Raw genomic sequence first — 26,846 nt, forward strand, 5'->3', positions numbered from 1 at the left:
GGCCATGCAGGGAGAGCTGGGAAGGGGCGTGGGGGCGCTCTCCGGCGCTTGGAGGTCGCGGGGATCCCGTCATGGGCGTAGAACCTCCCGAGGATGAGGCGTGACAAGCCAGCGTCCCTCGCCGATAGTTGCGCCGCGATGTCTCGCTGCTCCCGGGCCCTCACGGCGCTCTCCTTTGCTGCCCTTTCGTTCGTCGCGTCCTCGCTCCTGCCTGCCCGCGCCGAGGCCCAAGGGCTCGCCGTGGGCGTGTCGCGCAAGGCCGTCGTCGAGGAGGCCGAGGAGGCCGAGGCCCCGGGCCGTGGGACGCTGCGTGGCTTGTTCGGTATCCCCGTGGCCGAGCGGCTGCTCGCATCGGGGACGGTCGAGGGGCGGCTGCGCGGCGTGCGACGGCTCGGCGCGATCGGGACGCCCGAGGCGATCGACGCCCTGACGAACGCGTTCGAGCAGTCGGCGCTCCTCGCGCGCGACGGGCGCACGCGGCTCGAAGGCATCCGGATCCTCGCGGCGCACGCCGATCGCGAGGCGGTGCGGCCGCTCCTCATCCCGGTGCTTTCGGAAGGCGGGCCCGAGGCGCGCGCGGCCTCGCATGGAGGGCTCGTGCGCGGGGCCGCGGCGCTCGCGCTCGCGAGGAGCCGCGACAAGAAGGCCACGTCGGCGCTCGTGGGCGCGGTGCTGCAAGGCGGGCCGGGTGGAGAGGCCGCGTCGGCGGCGCTCGTGGTGCACCCGCCTTCGTCGATCGCGCCGCTGCTCGAAGGGCGTCGCCGCATCGAGCCGGCCCTCGCCGCGCTGCTCGGCGACCTCGGGGACGTGCGGGCGATCCCGCGGCTGCGGCTGGCGCTCGAAGACGTGGATCTGGCCTACCGCGCGGCTGCGGCGCTCGCGCTCGCGCGGCTCGGGGACACGAGCGCGCAAGCCGCGGCGCGCACGTGGGTGAAGACCGACGACGTGAAGCAGAAGCGCGCGGGCGCCGAGGTGCTCGCGCGGCTCGGCGTGGAAGGCGCGTCCGAGGCGATCGCGGCGCTGCTCGCGGCCGGCCCGACGCGCCTCGACGGCGTGCGCCTCGCGCTCGCCGCGCCCTCGCCCGCGCTCGTCAAACCCCTCGTCGCGGCGCTCGATGCGCTCGACGGAGACGATCGGGAGCAAGCCATCGCGGCGATCGGCCGGGCCGGCGGGCCGGAGGCGGCGGCGGCGTTGCTCGCGCAGCTCGGCAAACCCGAACATGCGACGGCTGCGGCGTTCGCGCTGGCGCGGATGCCGGGCAAGGACGCGCGCGCGGCGCTGGAACGGGCGCTCGGCAGCACGTCCGCGAAGAAGGGCGCGCCGCGCCGGCTGATCACGCGCGCGGCGCTCGTGCGTTGGCTCGTGCTCGGGGACGAGCCGAACGGCCTCGCCGACGCACTCGCGGCCATGGCGAACGAGAAAGACCCGGCCGACCGCGCCGTGGGCGCCTTTGGTCAGGTCGCGACGGGCCGCACGAGTGTGCGCGCTGCGCTCGACACGGCTTGCCCCGAGAAACGCCCGTGCGACGTGGCGATCGTGGCCGCGGTGGCGCGCGCCTCGCTCGCGCGCGCGGCGATCGGCAAGGACGACGCGCCGGCGGAGCTCGCGCGCGTGCTCGGCGCGAACGCGAAGGCGACGGGGAAGGGGGACGCTCCTTCGGCGATCGAGGTCGCGGCGGGCGTCGCGCTCCTCGCCGATCCGAGCGGCGCGGGCCTGCCGACGGCGGTCCTCGCGCGCTGGGCCGAAGGGGAGAGCCCGCTCGCCCCGCTCGCCGCGCGCGCCTTGCCGAGCCGCGACGACGAGGCGACCCGCGGCCGCATCAAGCGCCTGCTCGCGGGCACCGATCCGGTCATCCGCGCGCACACGGCGCTCGGCCTCGCGCTCGATCCGGAGCCGGACGCGACGTCGCTCCTCGCAAATGCCTACCGCTTCGAGGAGGACCCGACCGTGCGCCGCGCCGTCGTGCGTGCTCTCTCCATGCGCCGCGAGCCCTTGCGCGCCGCGACGCTCGAGCTCGCGCGGGACCTCGATCCGGACGACCAGGTCCGCGCCTTGGCCCGCGCGGCTTTGTCCGGCCGCACGCTTCTTCCGGCGCTCGCCGTGTCGGCCGGCCCGGTCGCGTGGGTCTCGCTCGTCGCGAACGCGCCGGGGGCGCTCCCGTCGATTCAGGGCCGCGCGGCGCGCCTCGTCCGTTCGGACGGCGTGGCTGTGCCGATCGTGGCGGATCCCGACGGCGTGGTGCTCGTCCCGGGCCTGCCGGACGGCCCTGCCGCGCTCACGCTTGCGCCCGAGGCCATCCCGGGGGACGCTGGGTCGCCATGAGCCAAGAGACGGCTTCGATCACCAAGCCTGCCGCGCCGGAGCAGGCGTCCGTGCTCTCGTTCGAGGAGTCCACGCGGAGGCTCTCCGCCATCGTGGAGGAGCTCGAAGGCGGGGAGCTGCCGCTCGAGCGCTCGCTCGCGCTCTTCGAGGAGGGCGTACGCCTGGCGCGCGCGGCGAAGGAGCGGCTCGACCGGGCCGAGCGCCGGGTCGAGGAGCTCCTCGGCATCGACGCGCAGGGCAAGCCCATCGTGCGCGAGTTCGAGAGCTAGGAGGCTCCCGTGCGAACGGCGGCGGCGCTCATCATCGGCAACGAGCTGCTCAGCGGCAAGATCGCGGACGCGAACATCGTCGTCCTCGCGCGGGCCCTGCGCTCGCTCGGCGTGGTCTTCCGGCGCGTGGTGATGGTGCTCGACGAGATCGACGTCATCGCCGAGGAAGTGCGGACGCTCTCGAAGACGCACGACTGGCTCTTCACCTCGGGCGGGGTCGGCCCGACGCACGACGACGTGACGATCGACGGCGTAGCGCGGGCGTTCGACACGCACGTGGTGATCGAGCCGTCGATGGAGTCGATGCTGCGGGCCTACTACGGCGACAAGCTGACCGAGGGGCACCTCTTGATGGCGCGTATGCCGCACGGCGCGCGCCTCGCCGCGTCGAAGTCGATGCCGTGGCCGACGGTCGTGATGAACAACGTATGGATCCTGCCCGGGGTCCCGGAGATCTTCCAGGCGAAGATCCCGCTGATCCGGGAGGAGCTCGGCGCCGACGTGCCTTTCGTCTCGCACGCGGTGTTCACGACGCTCGACGAGGGCACGATCAAGCCGATGCTCGACCGCGTGGTCTCGGAGCACCCGGACGTGGAGATCGGCTCGTACCCGCGGTGGAGCGGGCTCGAATACAAGACGAAGCTGACGTTCGACGGGCTCGACGTGGACAAGGTGCGGACGGCGCGGGACGCGTTCGCGGCGAGCTTGCCGGAAGAGGCGGTCGTTCGGGTGGAGTAGGGGACACGCCGTCTGCGTGTGACGGCGTGGAGGTCGGCCTGGGGGACGGACGGCGCGGGCGCCGGCGGTTACCGCGTTGACGTGACGCGGGTGATGCCCGAAAGGACCGGAGCGCTTTCCGCGTGGCCCTGCCACTTGCGCGCCCGACGATTGCATCGCCGCGAATGACGTTTCGCAGGCCGCCACATCGAATGCGCATCTTCGGGCATTCGCTTGCGGAATGGGCCGCAGAAGATGCCGCGATGCAGCACGGCCACCTCGTGATTCATTGCGTGGCACGACGCGTAGTCCCTGTGCTACGGTCCGGCCCGCCTCGTTCTGCGACGGCGCTTGCACCCGTTCGAGGGCACCCTCGCTGCGCGAAAGGCTTTCGCTTGAGGCCCCATCCTTTCCGAGCAACATCCTGCGACCACCATGGCACACGACAACCGCGACAACGCATCCGGCTCGACCCTCCCTCCGCGCGGCGCACGCGCCCCGAGCACGCGCATCATCCCCAGCCCGGCGCCGCTGCCCAAAGACGACGAGAGCCTCGATGGCTGGGGCTTCGCCGATACGCGTTTCGTCGTGAAGCCGAACGGCAACGTCGTGCTCACCGGTCGCCGCTACAACATCAGCAATGTCGACCTCCCGTCGCTCTTGCCGTGGATCTCGGCCACGCTCTCCGCGCCGCTCTCCTACGGCAATCGCAATGAGCCGCATTATCCCCCGCCCGTCCCCGAGGCCCAGGACGCGAGCGCCGTCATCGCCGCGCTGAAAGGCTTCCTCAAGGACGATCAGATCTCGAGCGATCCGCTCGTCCGCCTGCGCCGCGGCCACGGGCACACCGGCGCCGAGATCTGGGCCATCCGGTACGAGCGCCTCGAGCGCGTGCCGGATCTCGTCGTCTTTCCGACGTCGCACGACGAGGTCGTGAAGCTGACGGAGGTCGCGAAGGAGCACGGCGCGTGCCTCATTCCGTTCGGCGGCGGCACGAACGTCACGGATGCCTTGCGCCTGTCGATCGACGAAAAGCGCGTCGTCATTGCCGTCGACATGCGCCGCATGAACAAGGTCCTCTGGATCGACCCCACGAACCGCATGGCCTGCATCGAGGCCGGCGCGACGGGCCGGCACATCGTCGCCGAGCTGGCGAAGCATGGGCTCACCATGGGGCACGAGCCCGACAGCCTCGAATTCTCGACGCTGGGCGGGTGGATCGCGACCAACGCGAGCGGCATGAAGAAGAACCGCTATGGCAACATCGAGGACCTCGTCCTCGATATGCAGGTCGTGACCGCGCGTGGCGTCGTCGAGCGGCCGCAGGTGGCGCCGCGCGAGAGCATCGGCACGAATCCGCGGAACTTCATGTTCGGGAGCGAAGGTAACTACGGCATCATCACGACCGCCATCGTCAAGCTCTTCCCCGTGCCTGAGGTGCAGCGTTACGGCAGCGTCATTTTCCCCGACCTCGAGCGCGGCCTCGCCTTCCTGTACGACCTCCAGCAGGCCGGCGCCGTGCCCGCGAGCGTGCGCGTCATGGATAACACGCAGTTTCATTTCGGTCAGGCGCTCAAGCCGAAGAAATCGGGGCTCTTGGCGCACGCGAAGAGCCGCGCGGAGCAGCTCCTCGTCACCAAGATCAAGGGCTTTGATCCGCATCAGCTCGCCGTCGCGACGATCGTGTTCGAAGGGACAAAAGACGAGGTCGAGTTCCAGGAAAAGACGCTGTACCGCATCGCCAAGCAGCACGGCGGCTTGAAGGCCGGCGCGGCGAACGGCGAGCGCGGCTATCAGCTCACGTTCGGCATTGCGTACATCCGCGACCTCACGTTCGAGCATTGGGCGATCGCCGAGAGCTTCGAGACGAGCGTGCCGTGGAGCCGCGCGCTGGAGCTTTACGATCGGGTGCACAAGCGCGTGCTGCGCGAGCATGAGCAGCGGCGCTTGCCGGGCAAGCCCTTCTTCACCGGGCGCATCACGCAGGTGTATCCGACGGGCGTCTGCATTTACTTCTACCTCGGCTTTTACGCGAAGGGCGTCGAAGACCCGGTGCGGCAATACAGCGAGATGGAGCACGCCGCGCGGGAGGAGATCCTCGCGGCCGGGGGCTCGCTTTCGCACCATCACGGCGTCGGCAAGATCCGGCAGGACTTCGTGAAGGAGATCTACTCGGAGGGCGCGCGCGCGTTCATGCGCGACGTCAAGCAGGCCGTCGACCCGGACAACCTGTTCGGCGCAGGGAACCACGGTGTCCTCGGCGAGGTGAAGCTGGGGCACGGCGAAGGGTAATCGAGGAGGCGCTGCCATGAAGGAAACGGAGCAGACGCTCGCGGGACGGGAACACGACGACGGCAACCAGGACCTGCCGTGGACCCTGTCGCGGAGGCCGGGCAACTGGGCGATCGGCACGCTCGCCTATGGGCTTCGCAAGACGCTGCGGAAATGCACGTCGGTCGTGACGTTCGACCGCCGCTCGTTCCGCCGCGCGGTGGACGCGGCCCCGACGGACGCGCTTTTCGTCCTCGCGCCTTCGCACCGCAGCTATTTCGATTTCCTCCTCGGCAGCTACCTCTGCTTCCAGCACCCGGAGCTCGGCATCCCGGTCCCGCACATCGCCGCGGCCGAGGAGTTCTCGAATATCCCGCTCATCGGGCGCTTGCTCGAGCAATCCCAGGCGTTTTACGTGCGCCGGGGCGTCGGCAAGGAGGTGCGCGAGGTGAGCCACAAGCTCGAGCGGCTCGTCGCGCGTGGCGCGTCCGTGATGTTCTTCGTCGAGGGGCAACGCAGCCGCGCGCGGCGGGCGCTGTCCCCTCGGCGAGGGCTCTTGCGGGCGTTGCAAGCGACGGGACGGCGCTTCGTCGTGTTGCCGATTGCCATTTCGTACGATCGTGTCCCCGAGGAGGGCGCCTTCGAGGGGGAGCTCGGGGGCGGCGCGCGGCCTCCGATGTCGCTCACCGCGACGCTCGAATGGCTCGCGCAGATGGCGCGCGACGAGGTGCAGCTCGGCCGTGTCCATATCGCCTGCGGCGCGCCGCTCACGCTGGAGCCGTCGACGGAGGTGCAGTCGCTTGCTCGCGCGATCGTCGCCGAGCAGGTCCGCCAGACGACGGTGTCGAGTTTCCATTTGCGCATGTTTCTCGGTCACGCGGAGGTCGAAGGCGTGGACGAGGCGTGGCTCGCGGCGGCCCTGCGTCGCCGGGGGGCATGTGTGCTGGAGAGTGATCTGGAGGCCCCGCACCTCGCGTCGCCTGTGCTCCAGCAGTCGCTGCGGAACCAGTGGATGCACTGGTTCCATGGCGATGCGCGTGTGCTCCTTGGGCACCATGTGGCCGTGCGGGATCATCTCGCGCGCCATCGCTGGCTGGATGCGGGGACGGCTGAGGACGTGCGCGATGTGCGTGTGCAACGTGTCGTCGAGGCGTTGTTCGAGCCGATCGCGCTGGATTACGCGCTCGTTGCGCACCAGTTGGGCGAGCCCGAGCGTGCGCTGGAACACGTGAACCCGAAGGCGCTCGTCGCGGCGTACCCTGCGGCGCATCTGCCGACGGTCGGGGATGTGTATGCGGCGCTGGGGGAGCGCGGGATCCTGGTGGAGGCGGAGCCCGGTCGGTACGGGTGGGGGCCGGCGGCGCAGGAGATCCATGCGCTTCGCGCCGAGACGCGGGCGAAGCTCCGGGCGCCGGGGAGTCCGCGTTTGGACGAGGCGCACGCCATGGCGTGACGCACATCACGTCCGGTCCTCCCTCCCACGACCTGAACCGATACGCGTATCGGTTTGGGTCCTCCCCCCTACGACCTGAACCGATGCGCGTATCGGTTTGGGTCCTCCCCCCTACGACCGGAAGCGATACGCGTATCGGTTTGGGTCCTCCCTCCTACGACCGCAAGCGATGCGCGTATCGGTTTGGGTCCTCCCCCCTACGACCGGAAGCGATACGCGTATCGGTTTGGGTCCTCCCCCCTACGACCTCTTCCCCGAGGCCCGGCCGGTGCCCGACGTATCCTGCTGTCACGCTTCTGCGACGGCGGCGCTCGCGGAGAGGCTGCTGGCGCCGCTGGCGGCGTGGAAGGGTCGTCGGCCGAAGAATCGGCGAAGCGCTGCGGCGAAGGAGGCTGCACGGGTGAAGGCGCCGGAGGAGGTGGTTGTCGCGGGCGAGGAAGCGGGCCGCGGAGGGCGGCCGAGCGGGAGTCGTTTCGCGCCCGGCCGCCCCGTCGAGCCGGATCATGCGCCGGCCGTCGCGTGTCCTGTCCTTCCTTTGCGCTTCTTGGCTCTCCCCGTCCTCGTCCTCGCCCGCCTGGGCACGCGCTGGGGAACGCGAGCACGAGCCCACCCGCGGGGCGACCGCCCGCGGGGCGGTGAGGCGGACGTAAGCCGAAAAGGCAAACGTGCTCCCAGCCGAACGAGTTTGCTGGCCATCATGAGACTTAGAACGTCCGCAATTCTCGCCCTCTCGCTAGCTGCCTGTTCGAAGCCGGACGCCGCGCCGACGCCGACAACCACCTCGGCAGCCCCCGCCACGTCTGCTCCGTCTCCCGCAGCGGCTGCGCCCTCGAAGAAGGTCACAGCGAAGGAGGCGGCCGACAAACTCACCGCCGAGGGCATTCTTTGCTGCGATTCGCGGTGGCGCGGAAATACCTGCGCGCGATGCCCGAGGGGATGCCGCGGCTCAAGCCGGTGGGGCAGAGCATTTTGGAGATTCCGTCCGACGAGGAGGTCGAGCGGATCCTCGCGGCCGCGAGTGAGCGGCATCGGGTGAGCTTCGCGTTGATGGCGTATGCGGGGCTAAGGCCGAACGAGGTGCGGGCGCTGCGGTGGCGGGATGTGGGGCTGCGGCGGGAGGGGGAGGTCGTGGGCGGGTTCGTGAGCGTGCGGGAGGGGCGGTCGCACGGGGAGACGTACACGCCGAAGACGGGGCAGCGGGAGGTGCCGGTGGCGCCGGAGCTGGGGAGGTTGTTGGCGGCGATCGAGGGGGCGGGGGGTGCGGGGCGGGAGGAGGTTGTGGCGGTGAATGAGCGGGGGAGGGCGTGGGGGCAGTACGGGATCGCGCAGGCGTTCGAGAGGGTGCGGCGGAGGGTCGGGGTTGTGGGGTGGTCGGTGTATTGTTTGCGGCACTACGCGATTGCGATGTGGTTGCGGGTGGGGGTGCCGGTGCACGTGGTGCAGAGGATGGCGGGGCATAAGCATCTGGCGACGACGCAGCGGTATGTGCATCATCTGAAGGAGGATTTGGAGGAGGCGGGGAGGACGTTGATGAGGGCCTCCATGATGGGGACTGCGGTTGGGATGTCGACTCTTTCAAAAGCTTCCGTGGCTTGCCAACTCGGCCTGGGTGAAGAGAGGACGGCGCGTGCGGTGATCGCGACGCAACGTAGCGAAGCCCGCTAGAAACAAGTATCGCAGCACACGTCGTGCAGCAGCTTCCACGAAGTAACCTACGCAACATTTGTGGCCACATGAAGCCGTGGGATATGATCTGGACATCATCAACCTATTCCCGGTAGTCTATTGTTGGGAGGTCCCCAGCGTGGCGAAAGACAAGCGGGCCCAAGAGCTAAGCACCGTAAAGGCGTCTCCAACAAAGCGGTTCTTTGTTGAAATGCTTACGCGCGACATCGAACTCGATGATGCCTTGCTCGACCTACTCGATAATTGCGTAGACGGCGTCATGCGGGAGACCCAATCGGAACCTCACTCCGAGCTGCCTTATGCTGGCTACCACGCCGACATAAAGTTTTCTCCGCAGGAATTCCGTATCACTGACAACTGCGGTGGAATCGACCGAGATACGGCCGAAAAATACGCGTTTCTAATGGGTCGTCGTGCCGACGATCCTCGTGATCGCGACCTGCCTACAGTCGGGATGTACGGCATCGGCATGAAACGCGCAATCTTCAAGCTTGGTCGAGAAGCCAGCGTTACGTCCAAACATCGTCGCGGCTCGTTCGAGGTAACAATTCCCAATGCATGGTTTGCAGAGGACAACGATGAGTGGGAGCTGAAGGCCCAGGGCATCCTTCAGTTGGACAAGAATTATGGAACAACAATCGTTGTCAAGCGTCTACAGCCAAGTGTGAAGGATAAGTTTGCGAAAGGGAGCGACTTCGAGGCGGACTTTATTGGCAAGCTGCGCAGCCATTATGCATATATCATGCACAAGGGGTTCGAAGTCAAGGTCAACGGCCAAAAGGTCGAGCCTCAGCCGATAAAATTCATGGTGACGACGCGCAAAAAGAAAAAGGAGATGCTGGCGCCCTATATGTATGATTCGGTCGTTGACGACGTGAAGGTGCAAGTGACAGTAGGCTTTTACCGTCCCCTGGCAACGGAAGAAGAAGCAGATCGGGAGATGGAGGCCAAGCGTTCTCGCGAGAACGCTGGATGGTCGATCATCTGCAATGATCGTGTGGTCGTCTACTGTGACAAGACCAGGATTACGGGCTGGGGCGAGGCCGATGTGCCGAACTTTCACGCACAGTTCAATGCGATCTCGGGCGTTGTGACATTTTCAAGCTCTGACCCGCTTAAGCTGCCTCTGACCACTACCAAACGTGGTATCGACCTCGGCTCTGATCTATATCTACGAGTGAAGAACAGGATGCGGGAAGGAACGAAGCTGTTTACCAACTACACATATAAGTGGAAGCATGCTCTTGACGAGGCCAAGGCAATTGAACGTGAGGCAGCGTCCATCGAGTTGGGAGACCTGCGGAAAAGTGTGCCTGAGTCGGATTGGCATCAGACCCGCAAGGGCGACGAGAACGGTCGTAGGTTCATGCCTAGTTTGCCCACGCCCGATGTTGCATCCGATCTTGCACTCATCCGCTTTCAGCGCCCCAAGAGCGACGTCCGCCTACTTGCCGACGATTTGCTGGACGATCCGGAAGCTAAGCCGAACGATGTTGGGGCAGCTGCATTTGACAAGGCCCTGAAGGCGATCAAGAAATGAGTGGCGGTCAAGTAGCATATCACCTGCGGCCCAACAAGGCAATTGAGCGGCACGTGTTCATCGAGTTGCTTACCCGCTTTCATGGGTTTTGTCCCATCCATGAATATACATACATCGGATTCGGCGGACCGTTCCTGGAGGACTTTCGAATGGTCGAGAGCCACTTCGGTGTTGCACGCATGATCTCGCTCGAGGGAGATGCGGCGGTCATCGACCGGCAGATGTTCAACCGACCGTTTACTAGCATCGAATGTCGTCGACAATTGAGCGGAGACTTTATCGCTACTTATCCGCGAGAGATTGACGGAAACGCCATCGTGTGGCTTGACTATGCCGAGGCCAATGCGCGCTCTGCTCAGATTGGCGAGTTTAAGTCGCTACTGACCAAAGTGCGTGAGTACGACGTGGTCAAAATCACGATGAATGCAAGTCCGGCCACGTTTCCTGTTCCCGGTACGCCACAGGCCGGTGAGTTGAATCAGCTTCGCTTTGAGGCTGCGGAGCGCCAACTCGGCGATTTGTGGCATCCTACGGTCTCGGCAGAGGACATGACACGTAAGAAGTTTCCCGGCGTTATTCTTGGATGCCTTCTCCGCGCCGCGAAGCAAGCATTTCCACCTGGTCTCAATCTGCAGTACGTACCGACGACATCTTTTGTTTACGCAGACTCTGAGCACCAGATGCTTACCTTGACAGGAGTGATCGCACCACGCGCAGAGGTGGCCAGACTAAGGACGGCATTGCGGCTCAAGTCATGGGAGCTTGCTTATCGCGAAGGGGGGGCGCCAATTGTAATCACCACGCCCGTGCTCAGCACTCGGGAACGAGTTTTCCTTGAACAATTGCTACCTAAGTATAGGCGAACCCTCGCTAGACGCGGGAAGTTTCTAGTGGCCGGTACCTCGCGTGAGTCCTCCGAGCTCATCGAGTCGTTTGCTCGGTTCCATCGATACTATCCCCATTTTGGGCGAATCCTCCCATGACGTCGGTCGCTAAGGCACGGCAACACCTCGCCATAGACCTATTTTGTGGGGCGGGTGGGATGTCGCTTGGGTTTGAGCAAGCAGGTTTCAGGATAGCAGCTGCGGTAGACGTCAATCCATGCAGTGTAGAGGTGCACTCCAGAAATTTTCCTGACACTCCCGCAATTTGCAAGGACATCACAAATCTGTCGGGCGACGATGTTCGCACGTTGGCCCGGATCCGCAACAAGTCTATTACGGTGGTTTTTGGTGGCCCACCATGTCAGGGTTTCTCTGTCGGCGGAAAAATGGCCCCGTCCGACCCGCGCAACAACATGATATTGGAGTTTGCGCGGCTAGTTATGGAGTTGGGTCCTGACTACTTCGTTCTTGAGAACGTTCGCGGCCTCTTGGAGCCGAGGTATGGGGGTCTCATAGACAGGTTTGTAAGTACTCTATCAAAGGGTGGGTACTCTGTCGTTGTGCCAATTCGCGCTTTTGATGCGTCGTGGTTCGGTGTGCCGCAACGCCGGAGACGCGTTTTTGTTTTGGGGCACAGGCGGTCTCTTCCTGCGCCATCGTATCCAGTGCCGGACACCGATGGTCAGCATTGTCCCAGCGTCTGGGACGCCATTGCCGATCTGGCTGTGGTTGAGTCCTGTAATGCACTAATAGACGGCGATGCGTATGCTGGACTGTTGGGAGATCCCAGTCCGTATGCAAAAGTGATGCGCGGTCAAGCGAAGGACCCGGACGATAAGTCGTCTCGTTCGTTAATTCAGACGCCGGTGCTAACGGGCTTTCGGCGCACGAGTCATTCCGCGGACACCATTGCGCGATTTGCTTCTCTACCCCAGGGGGCACAGGATCCGGTAAGCCGGTTTCTGCGGCTTCGAGAGGGGGGCTTGTCGTCTACGCTTCGTGCGGGCACTGGTGTCGAGCGTGGTAGCTTCATGGCGCCACGTCCCATACATCCTACATTTTCCAGGTGTATCTGTCTTCGCGAAGCCGCGCGCCTGCACTCATTCCCTGACTGGTTTGAGTTTCATCACACGAAGTGGCATGGGTTCATGCAGGTGGGGAACTCTGTGCCGCCTCGGTTCGCAAGAGCATTTGCGCATCAGATTATGAGCGCCGCCGTTCAGTCGCGAACCAAACCGAGGTCTGCTCGTCGTTCTGTTAGCCGGTCATGAGGGACAACCCCTGCGGCTGCGCAAAACCGCTTGCTCGATGATGTTGACGCAGTTATCGAAGTCGGCCTTTATGTCGTGCTCCCAGATTCGGATTGCTGTCCACCCAGCATTGGCATAGTAGTTGTTGATTTCGGTGTCCCGCTTCTTGTTGCGCGATATCTTGGTATCCCAGTAGGTAGTATTTGATTTTGAAGTTCGTGGATGCGAAGGGCACCCATGCCAAAAACATGAGTCAATAAAGACTACCACTTTTGCCGAGATGAAGGCCATGTCGGGCTTTCCCAGTAGAGCGGTCTTGACGCGGTACCTCAAGCCACGCTTGTGCGCAGCCGAGCGAACTTTGCACTCCAGTGCCGTATCATGGCTGTGAATGCGCCGCATGAGGGCGCTTCGCTGATCGGACGATAAGCGATCCACCATTTGGGCGGCCTCCTTCATGTGAGCAATACGGCCAGTTTGGCGCGCTCGGAAGGGGGTAGCTGTTTTCCGATAAATCTGCTACAACAGCCCTCCGCACCTCTGGCTTGAGATGACCTGGGAAAGGCTCCCAAGTCATGGCAGTCCGACGAACGACCCGACGGGGCATCCCCGTTTTGTTCATTGACATCCGCTACCGCCTCCCCGATGGCACCCGCCATCGATTCCGGAAAGACGCGCAATCCCAGACAGTTCCCGGCGCTCGCGCCGAGGAGAAGCGCTATTTCCTGAACATCGCCCGCTTCGGCACCCCGTACGCCCCGACGGACGACCCACCCCCGGCAGCACCCGCCGCCGGCTCCTCCCCGCCCGGATCCCCCACCGATCCCGCGTCCCCATCCGGACCCCCAACGAAAACCTTCGCCAAAGTCGTCACCGAGTTCCGTAGCACGTACACGCTGACGGAGCTGAAAGTCACGACCCGCCGCGGATACACGTCGCTCCTCGATCACACCCTGCTCCCGCGCTTCGCCGATCGACCCCTCGACAAGGTCGACGGCCACGCGCCGCGGAGCTCGACCTTGAACTGTCGAAGCGCAAGTTCGCGCAAACGACCCGCAACAACATCCAGGTCGTTCTCCGCTCCGTCCCTCGCTTCGCCGTCGAGCGCGATTCCCTCGCCGAACCGCCCAAGGGCCTACCGCGCCTCAAGCAAATCGGCCAGCGTATCCTGGAGATCCCCACCGACGACGAGGTCCACGCGATCCTCGCCGCCGCGCGCGACACGCACCGCTTGAGCTTCGCCCTCATGGCGTACGCCGGCCTTCGCCCCAACGAAATCCGCGCGCTTCGCCGCCGCGACATGCTCCTCCGCTGGGACGACGATCGCCCCGCGGGCGGCTTCCCTTCCATCCGCGAAGGTCGCTCCCACGGCGAGCTTCACACGCCGAAAACCGGCCAACGCGAGATCCCCATCGCGCCCGAGCTCGCGCGGCTCCTCGCGCCGATCGAGCGCGGCTCACGCGACGGTCATCTCGCGCTGAACGAGCAAAGCAGACCGTGGGGGCAGTACGGCCTCACGCAAGCCTTCGAGCGCGTGCGCGACCGCGCCGGGCTCGCGAGCTGGTCGATCTACGCGCTCCGACACTACGGCATCACTTCCTGGCTCCGCGCCAGGGTGCCCGTGCACGTCGTCCAGCGGATGGCAGGTCACAAGCACCTGGCCACCACGCAACGTTACGTGCATCACCTAAAAGAGGACCTGGAGGAGGCCGCCCGCTGGCTCACCCTGGCCTCCGAGGGCAAACGGGGTGGGGCAACAGTGGGGCAACGGGTTCCGAGGGGTCGGCGGGGCAGCGCGGTAGGAAGCGCTAACCCCGCGGAATCATCGCCACCCCTGGCAGGAATCGGACCTGCGACCTTCGGTTTCGGAAACGGCTCAGGTAGCTTCTAGCAGCACCCTCGAACCAAACGGAGATCAGCCGCAGATAGCGGTGATCCCAGCCGTTCTGCGAGATCGAGGGAGCGAGCAGAGGGCGACCGCAAGGAGACGTTCCGAGACCCTCCGGTGCGTGGGTTGGGGCAAAGGGGCAACGCTGGCGAGCGGACTTGGCAGGGGGTGAAGGGACGCGGTTTCAGCGTTGATGGTCGGATTTCACGATCGGTTCACTCCGCGCAAGCCCACGTGGCCGTCTTGTTGTTCTTGACGCTCAGCGACCAGTTCCCGCTGGCGGTGGAGGGAGCCGCCATCACGGCGCCGTCGTTCCAGTCGTTCTGGTTGAGCGCGCCCGTGATCCCGGTGAGCGCGCAGCCCTTGACGCCCGTGCCCGAGGTGATCGTGACGGTGTTCGTTGCTGAGGCTGCGGCGGATACAGAGCCCGAGGTGAACACCGTTCCTTGCGCGAAGTCCACGCACGTGGCGAAAACCCGCGCGTGCGAGCCATCGTAGGGGTCAGAAGGGAGATTGGCCTCGACGTACCATCCCGTTGTCGGGTGGGTTGCGTCCGTCGATGTCTTCTTGACCACGCGCGCGAACCTGCTGCTGCTGCTCCACGCGCCGCTAATGCCCCAGAGGCCGGAGAGGAAGCATTGCCGCCGGTTGTTCGGGTCGAGGTCGGTAATCTTGACGGGGGGGCTGACGCTGCCGTCATCGCTCGTCCACGAAGCGTTGTAGCGAACGTTGCTGGGGAAGCAAGTGGCTTGGGCATTGACAGGATTGTTATCCCAGACCCTCTGGTTGTTCTGGTCCGTGTAGGCACCACCGTGCGCATACAGAAACGTCCCGGTCAACGGATACTTGGCACCCACCCAGGCCATCGATTGCAAGTCGTTGTACCATTGCCCGCCGCGATTGAGGTTCCCTGCGACACCGGCGAGGACGCAGGTCTGGGGAGACGCCGAGGAGATGTCAATCCCGTCTTCATCCGTCGTGGTCCCCCACGCCCAGAAGCCCCATCCGGACAGCGCAGCCGAGGCTTCGGCGACCGATTCCTCTGCCAACTCATCCTCATCAGGGAGGGCGACACAGCCCAGGGAAAGCGCACCCAGAAGCCACGCTGAAGTCATGCGGGTGAGGTGACGGAACATCGGAGCAGCCATCGTGATCTTCATTCGTTTTTTCTCGCTTGCTTCACACGCATTCGTCGGCGCGTGACCTCTGAGGTAGAGCCACGTTCGCTCGTGTTGTGACCGTCGAAATCCTGCTGGGGGCAAAAAGGGCGTCGAGGGCGGGGATGGGGCCGCGCGGATCCTGTACATGGTGCTGGCTGACAACGCCGGGCTCGACGTTTTGGTCCTCCCCCACTTCTGTGGACAAACCCAAAGCGCGGAGATGCGCTAGGAGAGTTCCATGGCGAGGCGGAAGCGGAGGTCGTTCAGCGCAGAGTTCAAGGCAGAGGCGGTTCGTCTCTGCCAGGTTGGGGGACCGGAGCATCGCGAAGGTTGCTCAGGATCTTGATCTCACGGAAACGGCGTTACGGGAGGGTGAGAGCGGACGAGGCCAACGTCAGGGAGAAACCCCCCGAGGCCCTCACGGGCGCCGAGCGCGAGGAGCTCTTGCGACTGCGGCGTGAGGTCAAGCGGCTCCAACTACACGGAATCACTCAGCATCACCGGCAGGAATCGGACCTGCGACCTTCGGTTTAGGAAACGGCTTAGGTAGCTTCTAGCAGCACCCTCGAAACACACGGAGATCAGCAGCAAAGCCGCGATGATCCCGGCCGTTCTGCGAGATCGAGGGGGCGAGATGAGGTTGACCGAAACGAGACGTTTCGAGACCCTCCGGTGCGTGGGTTGGGGCAACAGTGGGGCAACGCAGGCGAGCGGACTTGGCAGGGGAGCGGCAGAAATCCGGGCCCCGACGTCGCGCACGAGGGCACATCTGTCACGGACCGGCCCAATCGGATCCGGTTCGGGTCGGCAGACCGGATCACGAATATCTGGCCGCACTTACGACCGTCCAGCGTGCCGCCGTGCTCGGCGGCGGCACGGGGTTCGCCTCATGACCGTGCAGCCCCTCGGCAACCGTCTGGACGACGACGCGCATGTCGTGAGGCCTCGTGATTCGTCGAGTGGGCGTCGTCGCTACTTTTCAATCCACTCTTTCGCACATTGCTTAAATGCTTCTTGGCAGGAGCCACATCCCGGTTTGGTATTGGCTGGACAGGAGTCGCCATCGCCCAGCTCACTCGATCCGAACCAACAGGGATTGGTCGTCTCGGGGTAACACTCGATCCAGTATTGCTCCTTATAAGTCGCGAAGCAGTAGTTCGAACCTGACGTATTGCAACTCCAGTTCGTCCACGCTGCGACTCCTTGCGGCGCGGGTTCCGTTGAAGTGGAGCCGTCCGTTGTTGGGTCGTTGCCGCACCCAGCCGCGAGGAGTAGTGCAAGGGCGGCGACGCGCACCGAGTGAGCCAGCCTCAAGCTGATGGGGTTGATATCGTGCGTTGTAAGGACCATTGGGGCGGCCCATAGCATGCCGGCGATGGGCGTGCCACCCCTCTGCTCCACCGCTTCGCCGAACTCCTCGTCGCCCCTGTCCTCTACGCGCCTCGGGACAGAATCCCTCGACAAAGCAGACCGATCATAGCCCAAGCGCGTCTCGACAGAGGCTTTGAATGCCCACTTCGAACTCCCAATACCCGGCCCCGAGCACGAGACGGGTCGGCGTCAGCGCCACTGCGCGCAGCGTGGTGGAGGTCGGGCTGTGATAGACGAACGACAGCTCGCCGTCTGGATAGGACGCGCCGAAGATGTCACGCTCCTGTTCGAACGGCGAGGTGAAGACCCAACTGACGCCGTCGGTGATGACGCGCTCGAAGGGACCTTCGTAGAGCTGCTGCGCCATTGTGCCGTCGAGCGAAGCGCGAAGTAAACCTTGCGGCGTGCCGTAGCCGACGTTGAAGAAAAGCGCGCCGTCGCGCTCGAAAGGAAACGAGACGTGCTTGGCGTCCGAGAGCGTGGTCGCGCCGGCGCCTTCGATGTCGAACGCGACGAGCGCGGACAGCGACGATACGAGGAGGCCGGGCGTGCCGCGGTAAATACCTCGCAGTTCGTCATAGCTGTCGTCGATCACGCCCAGAGACAGCGTCGTGCCGTCTGGCCGTCGACGAAACACTTCGTGCTTGGCTTCGTAGGGGAGGTAATTGGTCCAGTAGAGCCCCGTCTCGTCGACGAAGACATTGTCGATCGCGCCTGACGCGATATGCTCGGGCACCCCGCCTGCTTTCGGGATCCGCCAAAGATCGGGCCTGCTGTCATTTTCGCCTGCGAACGTCAAGTAGAGCGAGTCTGCGTCGAGCGCGAGCGCAATGGGGGTGTTGAGGAACTGCGCGGGAATCTGCGCGAGCAGCGTCGTTGCGCCGGTGTCCGCATCCGCCGCCATCACGCGCCCTTTGGTCGAGACGTAGTAGATGCGCTCGCCCTCGGCGACGAGGGATGTGACGATCGCCGTCGCGTCGATGGTGAGGGTGCACGACGGCGCGCCGCTCGACGAACTCGTGCTGCCGGCAGCGCCGTCGTCAGCGCCGTTGCCATCCGAGGGCAGGGCCGTGCGCGCGCCGCATGCCGTAGCCACGGTCAACAACAAGAGGCCAGCGACGTCGCGTGAATCCATGCGTTCGCATATCGCGATCGGGCGGTCACGTCGAGCCAGAGCCCAGCCTTGACCGCCCAACGGCTGGGCGGCAGTGGCGACGCTCGGGAGGCGCTGTGGTGCGCCCTCCGCCTTCGTTGGTCGGTCAGACCTTCGGCGGCGCCTCCGCCCCCTCGGAGGCACCTGCCGCCGCCTCTCCCACCCCGACCTGCGCCGCCCCACCCGCGCGCGCGTTGACATCCGTCCCGAGCACACGGGCCACCTGCCCCGCGAAGTGGACGGTCACGTGCAGCTTGCCTTCGAAGACCGCGGCCACGTAGCCACGCGGATACCCGAGCGCCTGCGCCACGGCATGCTGGGCTTTCCCCTGCGCGTACGCGACGAGCGCACCGCGCACGCGTTGCTGCATATCGTTCGAGAGGACAGCGGGAACGCTGTCCTGACCACGATGACCCGCCTGGTCTCCGAGGTTGAAGCGAGGCGACCGCGGAAATAGCCAAACCCCCGATGCCCACCCCTACGGCCCCCGACATCTGGGCCATCTTCACCCATCTTCGCGACACCGCCGCCGCCGGCCTGCGCCGCTTCGGCGAGCTCCCCGTCGCTACCGTTCTCCACGCGGGCGACAGCGGACCCCCGCCGTGCACGACGGCTCGATACCCGTCCGCTGGGATATCACCGCCCAAACCGCACGCGGAAGCCCGCGACGTCGAGCACTTCCGGGTCAATGAGCACCCCGCCCATGCGCACCAGGAATCGCTCCACCGTCGCCAGGAACTCGTCCACGTCGTCCGGGTCGTACGCCCACACCGCGAGCTTTGACAGCGCCCAGCCGCGGTCCCTGTCGACGCCCGGCAGCAGCGGGTAGCCGCCGGCCCGCAGGCGCGCGAGGAACGGCGCGATCGGGTCGTCGAACAGCGGGAACTCCGTCCACGCGTCGCCGGCCCGCACCCGACCGAGGCGGAGGATCGCCACCGTCTCCGACGCCTCGTCGAGCTTCTCGAGGTCCAGCTCGTACCAGTCGCCCGGCGACGGCCAGTCGAAGTAGTAGTTGCTCTTGAAAGTTTTGAAGTCCGGGCCCTTCCAGAAGCCTGGGCAGAAGAACTCGTCGACCTCGTCCTTGTCGGGCAGCGGCGTGTCCGGGTGCAGCACGACGAAGGCGAATCGGTGGGGGAACGCGTCCTCGTTGGCGGCCATCGGTGGTCAGGATATCAGCTCGGCTCGGTGTCCACCGCTGCATTGTTAGCGTCGTGGCCCCCGGCCGATTGGCAGACCGGACTGGCTGCGCCCAGCCCCCGCGCTCCGCCGGTTCGGTGTTCGTCGGGCCGTTCTCGTCGCGCAGCGTTCCAGTAAGCGTTTCGTATAGAGCTCGACCTCGAACGCCATCGTGCGGATCGTTGGATCGTGCTCGTCGTCTCCCATCAACTCGTATCCTTCGAACAGGTCTCGCCCCTCGAAGGCATTCGCTAGCGTGCTCCACCATACGTAAACCTGCCCATCGCTGCCGAGCGCAATGTCTCCAGTGATTGCCCAAGCCAGAACGCTTCGATAACCGAGCCGTGCGAGTTCTCTTCGAGTGAGCGCCAGCCCGATGAACCAACGTCGGCCCCGCTTCGGGCGACCACGCATGTAGATTCGCCCATCCGCCGCACATACGAAATCCAGTTGGGTGGCACGGCGCTGCAACCGTCCCACACCTACGCCCGTCCCGCCGCGCAATAGTAGAAGAGCCCCTCCGACTCGTAATCTCCGCCGCTCTCTACATCATCCGGCGCGTTCTTGGACATGGCTCCTCGGTCCGCTTTCTTGACCGCTCCCCACCAGAACCTCCAGTCCGCCAGGAAACACGTCTTCGACCCGCAAGCCGAGGCCCACGGCAATCTTCACGCAGGTCGTGATCGTCATGTTGACGCGCCCGTTCTCGATACTGGACAAGGCGCCTTTCGTGACTCCGCTCGCGTCAGCGAGGTCGGTCAGCGACATCCGCCGATCGAGGCTCACGTTCCGAATGTGCGCACCAAGTGCCCTGAGAAGTGGATGGTTCGTTTGTCGACGTGGCATGGCCGTCCCTCCATCGTGAGCTGCAAGGAGCGGCAACACCGAAGCCGCCCAAGGCCGACGAGTCGTGTTTCGCGAAACTGAAAAGCGCTACTTCGTCGCCTCGGCGTCCCGAAGCGCGTTCGCGAGGATCCAGGGCGCCGGCGAGCGGTCCTCGTAGCGCCCCCCCGGCGGAGGTCGTGGACTCGTGACCTTCGGGGCCTCTGCCGGGATGGGGGGCTTGGGTCTCGACTTTACGAGGCCAGCATGCCGCGCGAGATCGTCCGAGATTCGGCCTTCCATGCAATCCGCGCGAGCAGCGAATGCACGCTCTTCGCCTGCGCACGACCCGAGGTGCGGCGTGCCCGTGAAGATTGCGGCTGCCGTGCCAAGGCTTCCGATGAAACGAGCAGGGGTGCGGCGAAGAGACCCGACCCACCGTGTCCAGAACGAGCCCACCTGCGCGCGCGCCTCGCGGGCGACCAGGCCAAACAGGGCCAGCGGAATGGCACCGATCCGGCGCCGACGGCGACGTTTCGGCCGCGCCGCAGGCTCGTTCACCACAATGCGCGCCCGATGGGTGACGTTATCCATCCGCTCCCGCATCGTCGCCCACGCCACACCGCGCTCCGCGGCGAGTTCTTTGATCGTCGTCCCCTCGTAAAAATGCTCGTGGAGCAGGGAGCCATCGTCATGGCTCAGACGCTCGAATATCCTGGACGCGTCGCTCCTCGCCTCGTAGTTCTCGACGTGCGCGCCACGGGCATCGATTGCGCGCACGATCTCCTCCGTAGGCGTCGCGACTTCCCGCGAGCGGGTTGCGTCCTTGCGGTTCGTCAGGGCCGCGTATTTCGCGACCGCGTTCAGCCATGCGCCGAACGCTTCTTCGTCGTATGGATCGGGTCGCTCTGCTTTGGGCTTGCGACAGGCGAGCAAGAATGCATGATGGACGATATCCATCTCATGCGCCGAATCGACCCCGACCGAGCGAACCACCGCGGCCATAGCATCCAGATACCGGAGCGTGGCACTCTCTAGAGTGCCGATCAGTTCGAATATACACGCAGTTTCAGCTACTTGTGCAAACGGGATCGACAAACCTTCACTGACGTGATCCACTGCGCAGGCTTGCCCAGCCGATCGAGGGATCCTCATGTCGACCTCCGTACGTAGCTGGAATCCGAGCACCATGATCACCCAGGAAGAGCAGGCGATGCTCGACCACCTGGGCAAACGAAGGCGGATGTTTGCCTTCTTGCGGTTGAACCGCGAGAGGCTCTTCGACGGCGCCTTCCAGGACGAGCTCGCCGCCATGTACCGTGACACCGGAGAAGGCAAAACGCCGGTGCCAACGGCGCTCCTGTGCATGGTCCTCCTGTTGCAGGCATATACCGGCGCGTCGGATGCCGAGGCGATTGACAACATGAGGTTCGATCAGCGATGGCAGCTCGTGCTCGGCATGCTCGGCGCTACGCGGCCTGCATTCGCGCAGGGGACCCTGCATGATTTCCGCCAACGGTTGAGCAAGCACGATATGGATCGGAGGCTCCTCGCGCGCACCGTCGAGCTTGCGAAGGAAACCCAGGCTTTCGACTGGAAGAAGCTATCCAAGACGCTTCGGTTGGCGATCGACTCGCGCCCGCTCGAAGGCGTGGGCCGTGTCGAAGCCACCTTCAATTTGCTCGGGCATGCGGCCTTCAAGCTCTTGCGTGGCGCCGCCGTGCTGCTCGAGCGCAGGGCGGAGGAAATCGCGGCGTGCGCCGGCGCGCCGGTGTTTCTCGCGCCGAGCATCAAAGCCGGGCTCGACATCGACTGGACCGATCGGGAACAGAAAGCAGAGGCGATCGGCGAGCTCTTACGGCAGATCGACGCGCTCGAAATGTGGATACGCGTCGCCCGTAAGCGTGGCGGGGCAGGCTCACAAAACTTGCTCTTCGGTGTTCTAAGCCAGTATCCTTCTCTGCCAGCGGCGGCCGAGCGACGGGGGAGGGAGAGATAATGTCGAAGGTCAACGTCTGGATCGAGGGGATGTTTTTCGCGTGCCTGACGATGGCGGTTGTCGCGTTTGGCTGTGCGAGCAATATCGAATATCCCCCGCTGAAACAGGCGCCGATCGTCGAAGGGCCACACGCGCCGAACAAAACCATCGCGCGCCTGCGATGGTGCGTCGAGGAGTACGGCGGAGACCTGGGTGGACGAAGCTTCGAGTTTGACTATGACGTGAAGGTCGACGAAGAGGGGCGGGCGGTCTCTGTGAAGTCGGACGTGTACAATGCCGATTTCGATGGGTGCACGCGGGCGGCGCTCCGGGCGATGGAGATGCCGCCGGAGCTTTTGCTGACGTGGATGTCGCAGCCGCTCGGCCAGACGAACGCGGCGCGGGGGCTCGCCGGCAATGTCCTCGTCATCGTGGTGGTGGTGGTCAAGCTGGCCCCCATCATCATCGAAGCGGCCGGGGTGACGATCGTGTTTATGATCGCGGTGGCGATCGGCGACGAGGTCATCGAGGCGACTCGGAGGAGGCCGCCGCCGAGCCTGAATCGCTGCCTCGACGCCGCTGCGGGGGGCAAATATATGTGGGAGGAGTTTTGTCGCTCGATCGGCGAGGGACATCGCGGCAGCCCGTGCTGGGGAAAGGGGCCTGAGAGCGAACAACACAAGAGAGGCTGGTGTAATGAAAAGTTCGGGAGATGGTGAACGCATGAAAGCCAAGTCGAAGACCCCTGTGAAAAACCTGCCGCCTTCGTGGATCGCCGAACGTGAATACACGCGACTCGACGTACCGGGCCGGGTTGTCGTTCGCATTGGGTGCCCGGAACCCGACCCCATCAAAAGCTCCCATGGGGAAACTTGGAGATGCGCACTTCAAATCGAGGGGCTTGATCTGACCCAGATCGAAGACCTTCGTCTTGATAAGGACGCTCCGCTTTTCGCATACGGCGTCGACTCGATGGATGCACTGAAAAACGCGTTCCGCAGCCTCCACGTGCTCCTCAAGAGGCACGGCACCCCCCTTCGCTGGGAAAGGACCCAGGAGGAGACGTTTGGTTTCCCCGTACAAGTGCCCTCGGGCTACGGGGTCGAATTTGATCGCCGGATGGAAGATGTGATCAACGCGATCGACGCGGCGATCTTGGCGCGCATGCAGCCCATTTACGAGCGCATGGAACGTTACGAGGCTCGCCGCAAGGCGAGGAAAAAGCCGCGAACCGAATGAAGCGATGACCGCGGGAACAAGGGGAGCACCTTCCTGGTCTCCTGAGTCCCGTGCCGTCGAGCACGACCGCCCCGAGAACGTCGGTGCAATCCGAAGGGCTGCGCCATCGAGAACGACCGCGCCGAGTGTCGAGAGCGCCCCGAGGGCTGCGCCGTCGAGCACGACCGCGCCGAGCACCCGGAGGGCCACGCCGAGCACCCCGCAAGACGTCCGCCCGTGACCGGAGGAACCATGCAAATCCTATTGAAGATCGTCCAAGATGCGCGGGCAAACCCCGTGGGGGAAGGGACAAACCTGGGCCTACGGGGTGCCAGGGCACGGCATCGAACTTTCGGGCTCGGCGGCGACATTGACTCGCACGCGGCTCCCGTGCGACCGTCTCGACCTACCAGCGAAGGTCAGCGGTCAAGGCCCGCACGAGAGGAAGTGATGAAGCTGCGTGACTATCGACCGGAGGATCGGGCGGCATGCCTCGCCGCGTTTGACAGCAACACCCCGTGGTTCTTTTCGGTCGAGGAGCGCGAGCGATTCGGGCGCTTCCTCGACGACTTGCCGGGCCGTTATGTCGTGATCTGCGACGACGACGGCGCCGTCGTCGGGTGCGGGGGGCTCGCACCCACGAGAGAAGACCCGCGCGTGGCGGCGTTGACGTGGGGCCTCGTTCATTCGTCGTTGCACGGGCAGGGGTATGGGAAGGCGCTCACCGAGGGCCGGCTCGCCTGGCTCGCGGACATGCCCGAGATCGAACTCGTGCGCATCGATACGAGCCACCTGACCATGGATTTTTATGCGCGGCGCGGGTTCAGGCTCCTGCAACGAATCGAAGATTTCTATCAGCCCGGGCTCGATCGGTGTGACATGGAGCTCGTGGTGCGTCGCTGAACCGGTCGACCGAGCTCCCCCGCTAACCGAGCTCCCCCGCTAGATGTGGAGCCCTTTCAAGCCTCCGACGAGTTTTCCCATGGCGGGATCCACCCGCCAGACGCAACATGCCCCCGTGGGCGTCGGAGCGCCATTCGTGCCGGCTTGCGCGTCGGTGAACTCGAGCATCCCGCTGTGGGAATCAACCGCGATCATGTGCCCCATGCCGGCGCCGTGCATGCCGAGCGCATACTCTCCGGCATGCTGGAGCATGTAGCTGCACGCATTGTCGAACGTACCGAATCGCTGAAACGTGCCGTACTGGCTGAGGCCGCAGCGCAGGAGGAGCATGCTGACGCCCTCCTCGTCATAAGGCGGCCCGTCCATTCCGTCGGTCCTGCCAGCCGCGCCATAGCTGCCGGCGTCGAGAAAATGACCTATGGTGCACATGACGCAGTTGGTGGAAAAGGACATGAGAACCTCTCGACGTTGCGCCGATATCCCAGCGCATGACCCGTCGATAGGGTAGCGTTGATCTACACGAGATCCATGCAAATCGCGGCGAGGCAGGAGATACCAGGGCCGAGGCCATCGGGCGTGCGGACCAGGAACGGAACCATCCGTCCGTCGTGTTCGGCTGCACGCGGGCCTCGGCCCCGGATCCGACCCAGGCGCATTTCGTGCAGCTTGAAGAGTGGCCCTCATGTCATCCGCGCCCAACCCGCTCGACATACGCGGCGCAATGGCTCGATGCCGGCGCTCGGCAGGCTCTTCAGGGCAGGTCGGAGGGGAACGGCTGGGCCGTGACGCTCGTCCCGGAGCGCATGTAAAGGAGATCGAACCGACGCCGGGTGAACCGGAATCCGCTCGCCGTCCGCACGTATTCATCGCTGTAGACGCCGCCCACGTTGGTGTCGACGCCCTCCAGCACGCCGAACTCGCTCAGGTACCAGCGCCCCGTGGCCCGCTGGGGGTGCGTGTTCGGAACGAGCTCGACGGTGCCGGAGTGGACCGCCTGAATGATGGTGCTCCACTTGTTCAGGATGTCGGCCAGGAACGTGACGATGTTGGCACGGCCGGCGACGTGATGGCCGGGGATGTCGAGCACCGCGTTCGGCGTGAGGAGGTGGTGCATTTCATTCATCGCCTTGCGGTTCACGAGATCGGCGAACCTGGCGACGAGCTCGTGGATCTCGAACTTTGGGCTGAAATCAGCGTTTTGGGACATGGGTCACCTCATGACATCATCCCGCGGCGCCGACGCGCATGACAACCAGCGCGGTCATGCGCCATCCAGAACGGGTGCTGCGCGCGAGATATCGATAGGATAGCACTGTCCATGGCGCACGCGGCACATGAAAAGCCGGCCGTTTGGACATTGTTTGACCTAGATTTCCTCGGACTTAGCGGGCTCGTGTTGATCGAGCGCCTCGAGCTCGACGAGGGCCGCGTCGTCGAGCTCCTTCGTCGAGAAAGGCGACTCGCGCGCCGCGGTGAAGAGCGCGCGCGCCTCCTCGATTGCCCCGAGGCGCGTGGCGATTTTTGCGTGCGCGAGGATCGCCTTCACGGCCAAGAGGGTCTCTGCGTTGTTCCGGTGCACCGCCTCGTACGCGTCCGTCGCGTCGCGCGGAAAACCGGCGCCATCGAGCATCTGTCCCATCTGCATGAGCGTCGCGGCTGGCAGCTCGAGGAGCCGCTTCTCGGCGCGCAGCTCGCGGAAGAGCGCGATCGCCCCATCGGCCTCGCCCGCGCGGACGTAGAGCTGCATGAGCCGAGCGTAGGCCGCCATCTCGCGTGCTCTCTGGCCGAGCATTTTCGTGGCCCGCAGGATCTCGAGTTGCACGTCGATACTCGAAGGCATCTCTGCGTGGAGCTCGTCGAGGAGCACGAGCGCCTCGGCGGCGCGGCCTTGCGTGATGAGGTCCGAGGCCTCGACGATGCGTGGATCTTGCATTGTCGTCACGCTCTGTTCGACGGCGTCGTCGAGCTTCTTCTCGACGCCGCTCAAGCGCAGGACCCCTGCGACGACGACGCCGAACACGAAGCCTCCTACGTGCGCCGCGTAGGCGACGCCGTTGCGCGGCGCGAGCATCAAATAGGTGATCTGCAAGGCGAGCCAGAGCGGGAGCATGACGTACGCAGGCGCCGTGAAGAAGATGGGGCGTAGGCGGAGGAAGGTGACGAAGCGGATGCGCGTCGTGGCGAACGCGACGAGGAACGCGCCCAAGGCGCCGGCGATGGCGCCCGAAGCGCCGATGAGGGGGACGTTCGGCGAGCCTCCCAAGAGTTTGTGCACGAGCGCGGCGACGATGCCCGCTGCGACGTAAAACGGGCCGTAGACGGCGCGGCCCCATCGGTCCTCCATGTTGCAGCCGCAGAGCCAGAGGAACCAGAGGTTGAACAAGAGGTGCAGCCAGCCGCCGTGGAGGAACGGGTGTGTCACGAGCCCGAGCACGTCCCCGCGCGCAGGCACGTAGCCGAAGCGGCGCGTGGGGAATGCGTCGATCGTTTTCTGCACGGAGAGGCCGAGCTCATCGAAGTGCTGCTGCTGCCGCGCCAACGCTTCCTCGTCGTCCGGGGCCTTCTCGGGGCGCGGTTTTTCGGCGAGCAGCGGGAGCTGCGTGTAGCCGATGATTTCGTCGAGCGGCGGGCGCGTTTTCAAATACGGGTGCGCTGCGTGTGCGAATTTCGCGCGATCGTGACCACCCGTTTCGCGGCATCGTGACCACCTGTTTCGCGGCATCGTGACCACCTGTTTCGCCATCGTGACCACCTGTTTCGCCATCGTGACCACCTGTTTCGCCAT

At 64.9% G+C, this 26,846-nt stretch carries 24 protein-coding genes; 14 read left to right on the forward strand and 10 right to left on the reverse strand.

All coding sequences use genetic code 11. From position 1 onward, the window contains the following. Positions 1–138 precede the first annotated feature (138 nt). The 9 genes from QHF89_RS19285 (at position 139) to QHF89_RS50200 (ending at position 12,413) form a co-directional block, all read left to right on the forward strand. On the forward strand, positions 139–2,322 hold the full coding sequence (locus tag QHF89_RS19285) for a HEAT repeat domain-containing protein (RefSeq protein ID WP_284720686.1): 2,184 nt from the start codon (positions 139–141) through the stop codon (positions 2,320–2,322). Beyond that, positions 2,319–2,591 (forward strand): exodeoxyribonuclease VII small subunit, encoded by a 273-nt coding sequence (xseB, locus tag QHF89_RS19290; RefSeq protein WP_136935887.1) that lies wholly within the window; start codon positions 2,319–2,321, stop codon positions 2,589–2,591. Before QHF89_RS19285 ends, xseB begins: the two co-directional genes overlap by 4 nt. Positions 2,592–2,600: 9 nt before the next feature. Then, entirely contained in the window at positions 2,601–3,329 is a 729-nt protein-coding gene (locus QHF89_RS19295; protein ID WP_136969004.1) for a competence/damage-inducible protein A, read from the forward strand. 414 nt (positions 3,330–3,743) lie between these two features. Continuing rightward, on the forward strand, positions 3,744–5,600 hold the full coding sequence (locus QHF89_RS19300; RefSeq protein WP_136969003.1) for an FAD-binding oxidoreductase: 1,857 nt from the start codon (positions 3,744–3,746) through the stop codon (positions 5,598–5,600). A gap of 16 nt (positions 5,601–5,616) precedes the next feature. Further along, complete coding sequence (locus QHF89_RS19305; RefSeq protein ID WP_136969002.1) at positions 5,617–7,032, forward strand: 1-acyl-sn-glycerol-3-phosphate acyltransferase; 1,416 nt, start codon at positions 5,617–5,619, stop codon at positions 7,030–7,032. 924 nt (positions 7,033–7,956) lie between these two features. Beyond that, positions 7,957–8,697, forward strand: a complete 741-nt coding sequence (locus QHF89_RS19310) for a tyrosine-type recombinase/integrase (RefSeq protein WP_284720687.1) — start codon at positions 7,957–7,959, stop codon at positions 8,695–8,697. 139 nt (positions 8,698–8,836) lie between these two features. Next, a complete protein-coding gene (locus QHF89_RS19315; protein ID WP_136969000.1) occupies positions 8,837–10,258 on the forward strand; it encodes an ATP-binding protein in 1,422 nt (473 codons plus the stop codon). Continuing rightward, complete coding sequence (locus QHF89_RS19320) at positions 10,255–11,241, forward strand: O-methyltransferase (RefSeq protein WP_136968999.1); 987 nt, start codon at positions 10,255–10,257, stop codon at positions 11,239–11,241. Before QHF89_RS19315 ends, QHF89_RS19320 begins: the two co-directional genes overlap by 4 nt. Then, positions 11,238–12,413 carry a DNA cytosine methyltransferase gene (locus QHF89_RS50200; protein WP_136968998.1) on the forward strand — a complete coding sequence of 392 codons (1,176 nt, stop codon included), beginning with the start codon at positions 11,238–11,240 and terminating at the stop codon, positions 12,411–12,413. The genes QHF89_RS19320 and QHF89_RS50200 overlap by 4 nt, the downstream gene beginning before the upstream one ends. Here QHF89_RS50200 and QHF89_RS19325 read toward each other — a convergent pair. Further along, positions 12,408–12,851: a very short patch repair endonuclease gene (locus tag QHF89_RS19325; protein WP_284720688.1), complete on the reverse strand. Its 444-nt coding sequence runs from the start codon at positions 12,849–12,851 to the stop codon at positions 12,408–12,410. The two genes, QHF89_RS50200 and QHF89_RS19325, sit on opposite strands and share 6 nt — an antisense overlap. Before the next feature lie 772 nt (positions 12,852–13,623). On the opposite strand from QHF89_RS19325, the gene QHF89_RS19330 reads away from it, so the two are divergent. Beyond that, positions 13,624–14,283: a tyrosine-type recombinase/integrase gene (locus tag QHF89_RS19330; RefSeq protein ID WP_284720689.1), complete on the forward strand. Its 660-nt coding sequence runs from the start codon at positions 13,624–13,626 to the stop codon at positions 14,281–14,283. A gap of 212 nt (positions 14,284–14,495) precedes the next feature. Here QHF89_RS19330 and QHF89_RS19335 read toward each other — a convergent pair whose 3' ends face one another. The 6 genes from QHF89_RS19335 to QHF89_RS19360 all read right to left on the reverse strand — a co-directional run bounded on the left by QHF89_RS19335 (position 14,496) and on the right by QHF89_RS19360 (position 20,967). Then, positions 14,496–15,440, reverse strand: coding sequence for a hypothetical protein (locus QHF89_RS19335; RefSeq protein ID WP_136968996.1), 945 nt, complete (start codon positions 15,438–15,440; stop codon positions 14,496–14,498). Positions 15,441–16,914: 1,474 nt separating this feature from the next. Continuing rightward, complete coding sequence (locus QHF89_RS19340; protein ID WP_136968995.1) at positions 16,915–17,946, reverse strand: TolB-like translocation protein; 1,032 nt, start codon at positions 17,944–17,946, stop codon at positions 16,915–16,917. A 124-nt stretch (positions 17,947–18,070) separates the two neighbouring features. Continuing rightward, positions 18,071–18,334: a helix-turn-helix domain-containing protein gene (locus QHF89_RS19345; protein ID WP_136968994.1), complete on the reverse strand. Its 264-nt coding sequence runs from the start codon at positions 18,332–18,334 to the stop codon at positions 18,071–18,073. Between the two features lie 266 nt (positions 18,335–18,600). Then, positions 18,601–19,122, reverse strand: coding sequence for a hypothetical protein (locus tag QHF89_RS19350; RefSeq protein WP_136968993.1), 522 nt, complete (start codon positions 19,120–19,122; stop codon positions 18,601–18,603). Positions 19,123–19,689: 567 nt separating this feature from the next. Further along, on the reverse strand, positions 19,690–19,986 hold the full coding sequence (locus QHF89_RS19355) for a helix-turn-helix domain-containing protein (protein WP_136968992.1): 297 nt from the start codon (positions 19,984–19,986) through the stop codon (positions 19,690–19,692). Between the two features lie 87 nt (positions 19,987–20,073). Next, entirely contained in the window at positions 20,074–20,967 is an 894-nt protein-coding gene (locus QHF89_RS19360) for a sigma-70 family RNA polymerase sigma factor (RefSeq protein ID WP_136968991.1), read from the reverse strand. Positions 20,968–21,115: 148 nt separating this feature from the next. Here QHF89_RS19360 and QHF89_RS19365 point away from each other — a divergent pair, with 148 nt between their 5' ends. The 4 genes from QHF89_RS19365 to QHF89_RS19380 all read left to right on the forward strand — a co-directional run bounded on the left by QHF89_RS19365 (position 21,116) and on the right by QHF89_RS19380 (position 24,061). Next, positions 21,116–21,961 (forward strand): transposase, encoded by an 846-nt coding sequence (locus QHF89_RS19365; protein WP_136968990.1) that lies wholly within the window; start codon positions 21,116–21,118, stop codon positions 21,959–21,961. A gap of 50 nt (positions 21,962–22,011) precedes the next feature. Next, a complete protein-coding gene (locus QHF89_RS19370; RefSeq protein WP_284720691.1) occupies positions 22,012–22,659 on the forward strand; it encodes a hypothetical protein in 648 nt (215 codons plus the stop codon). Positions 22,660–22,663: 4 nt separating this feature from the next. Next, complete coding sequence (locus tag QHF89_RS19375; protein ID WP_136968988.1) at positions 22,664–23,179, forward strand: acyl carrier protein; 516 nt, start codon at positions 22,664–22,666, stop codon at positions 23,177–23,179. Positions 23,180–23,608: 429 nt separating this feature from the next. Next, positions 23,609–24,061, forward strand: coding sequence for a GNAT family N-acetyltransferase (locus QHF89_RS19380; protein WP_284720692.1), 453 nt, complete (start codon positions 23,609–23,611; stop codon positions 24,059–24,061). Positions 24,062–24,100: 39 nt separating this feature from the next. Here QHF89_RS19380 and QHF89_RS19385 read toward each other — a convergent pair whose 3' ends face one another. From QHF89_RS19385 to QHF89_RS19395, 3 genes are all read right to left on the reverse strand, one after another. Beyond that, the gene (locus QHF89_RS19385; protein ID WP_136968986.1) at positions 24,101–24,514 is read right to left on the reverse strand and encodes a hypothetical protein; all 414 of its coding nucleotides are present in this window, start codon (positions 24,512–24,514) and stop codon (positions 24,101–24,103) included. Between the two features lie 298 nt (positions 24,515–24,812). Continuing rightward, positions 24,813–25,268, reverse strand: coding sequence for a nuclear transport factor 2 family protein (locus tag QHF89_RS19390; protein ID WP_136968985.1), 456 nt, complete (start codon positions 25,266–25,268; stop codon positions 24,813–24,815). A 159-nt stretch (positions 25,269–25,427) separates the two neighbouring features. Further along, positions 25,428–26,846, reverse strand: a 1,419-nt coding sequence (locus QHF89_RS19395; RefSeq protein WP_284720693.1) for a rhomboid family intramembrane serine protease, incomplete at its 5' end; no start/stop codon positions are given.

The sequence above is a fragment of the Polyangium sorediatum genome (assembly GCF_029946465.1).
Classification (GTDB): domain Bacteria; phylum Myxococcota_A; class Polyangia; order Polyangiales; family Polyangiaceae; genus Polyangium; species Polyangium fumosum.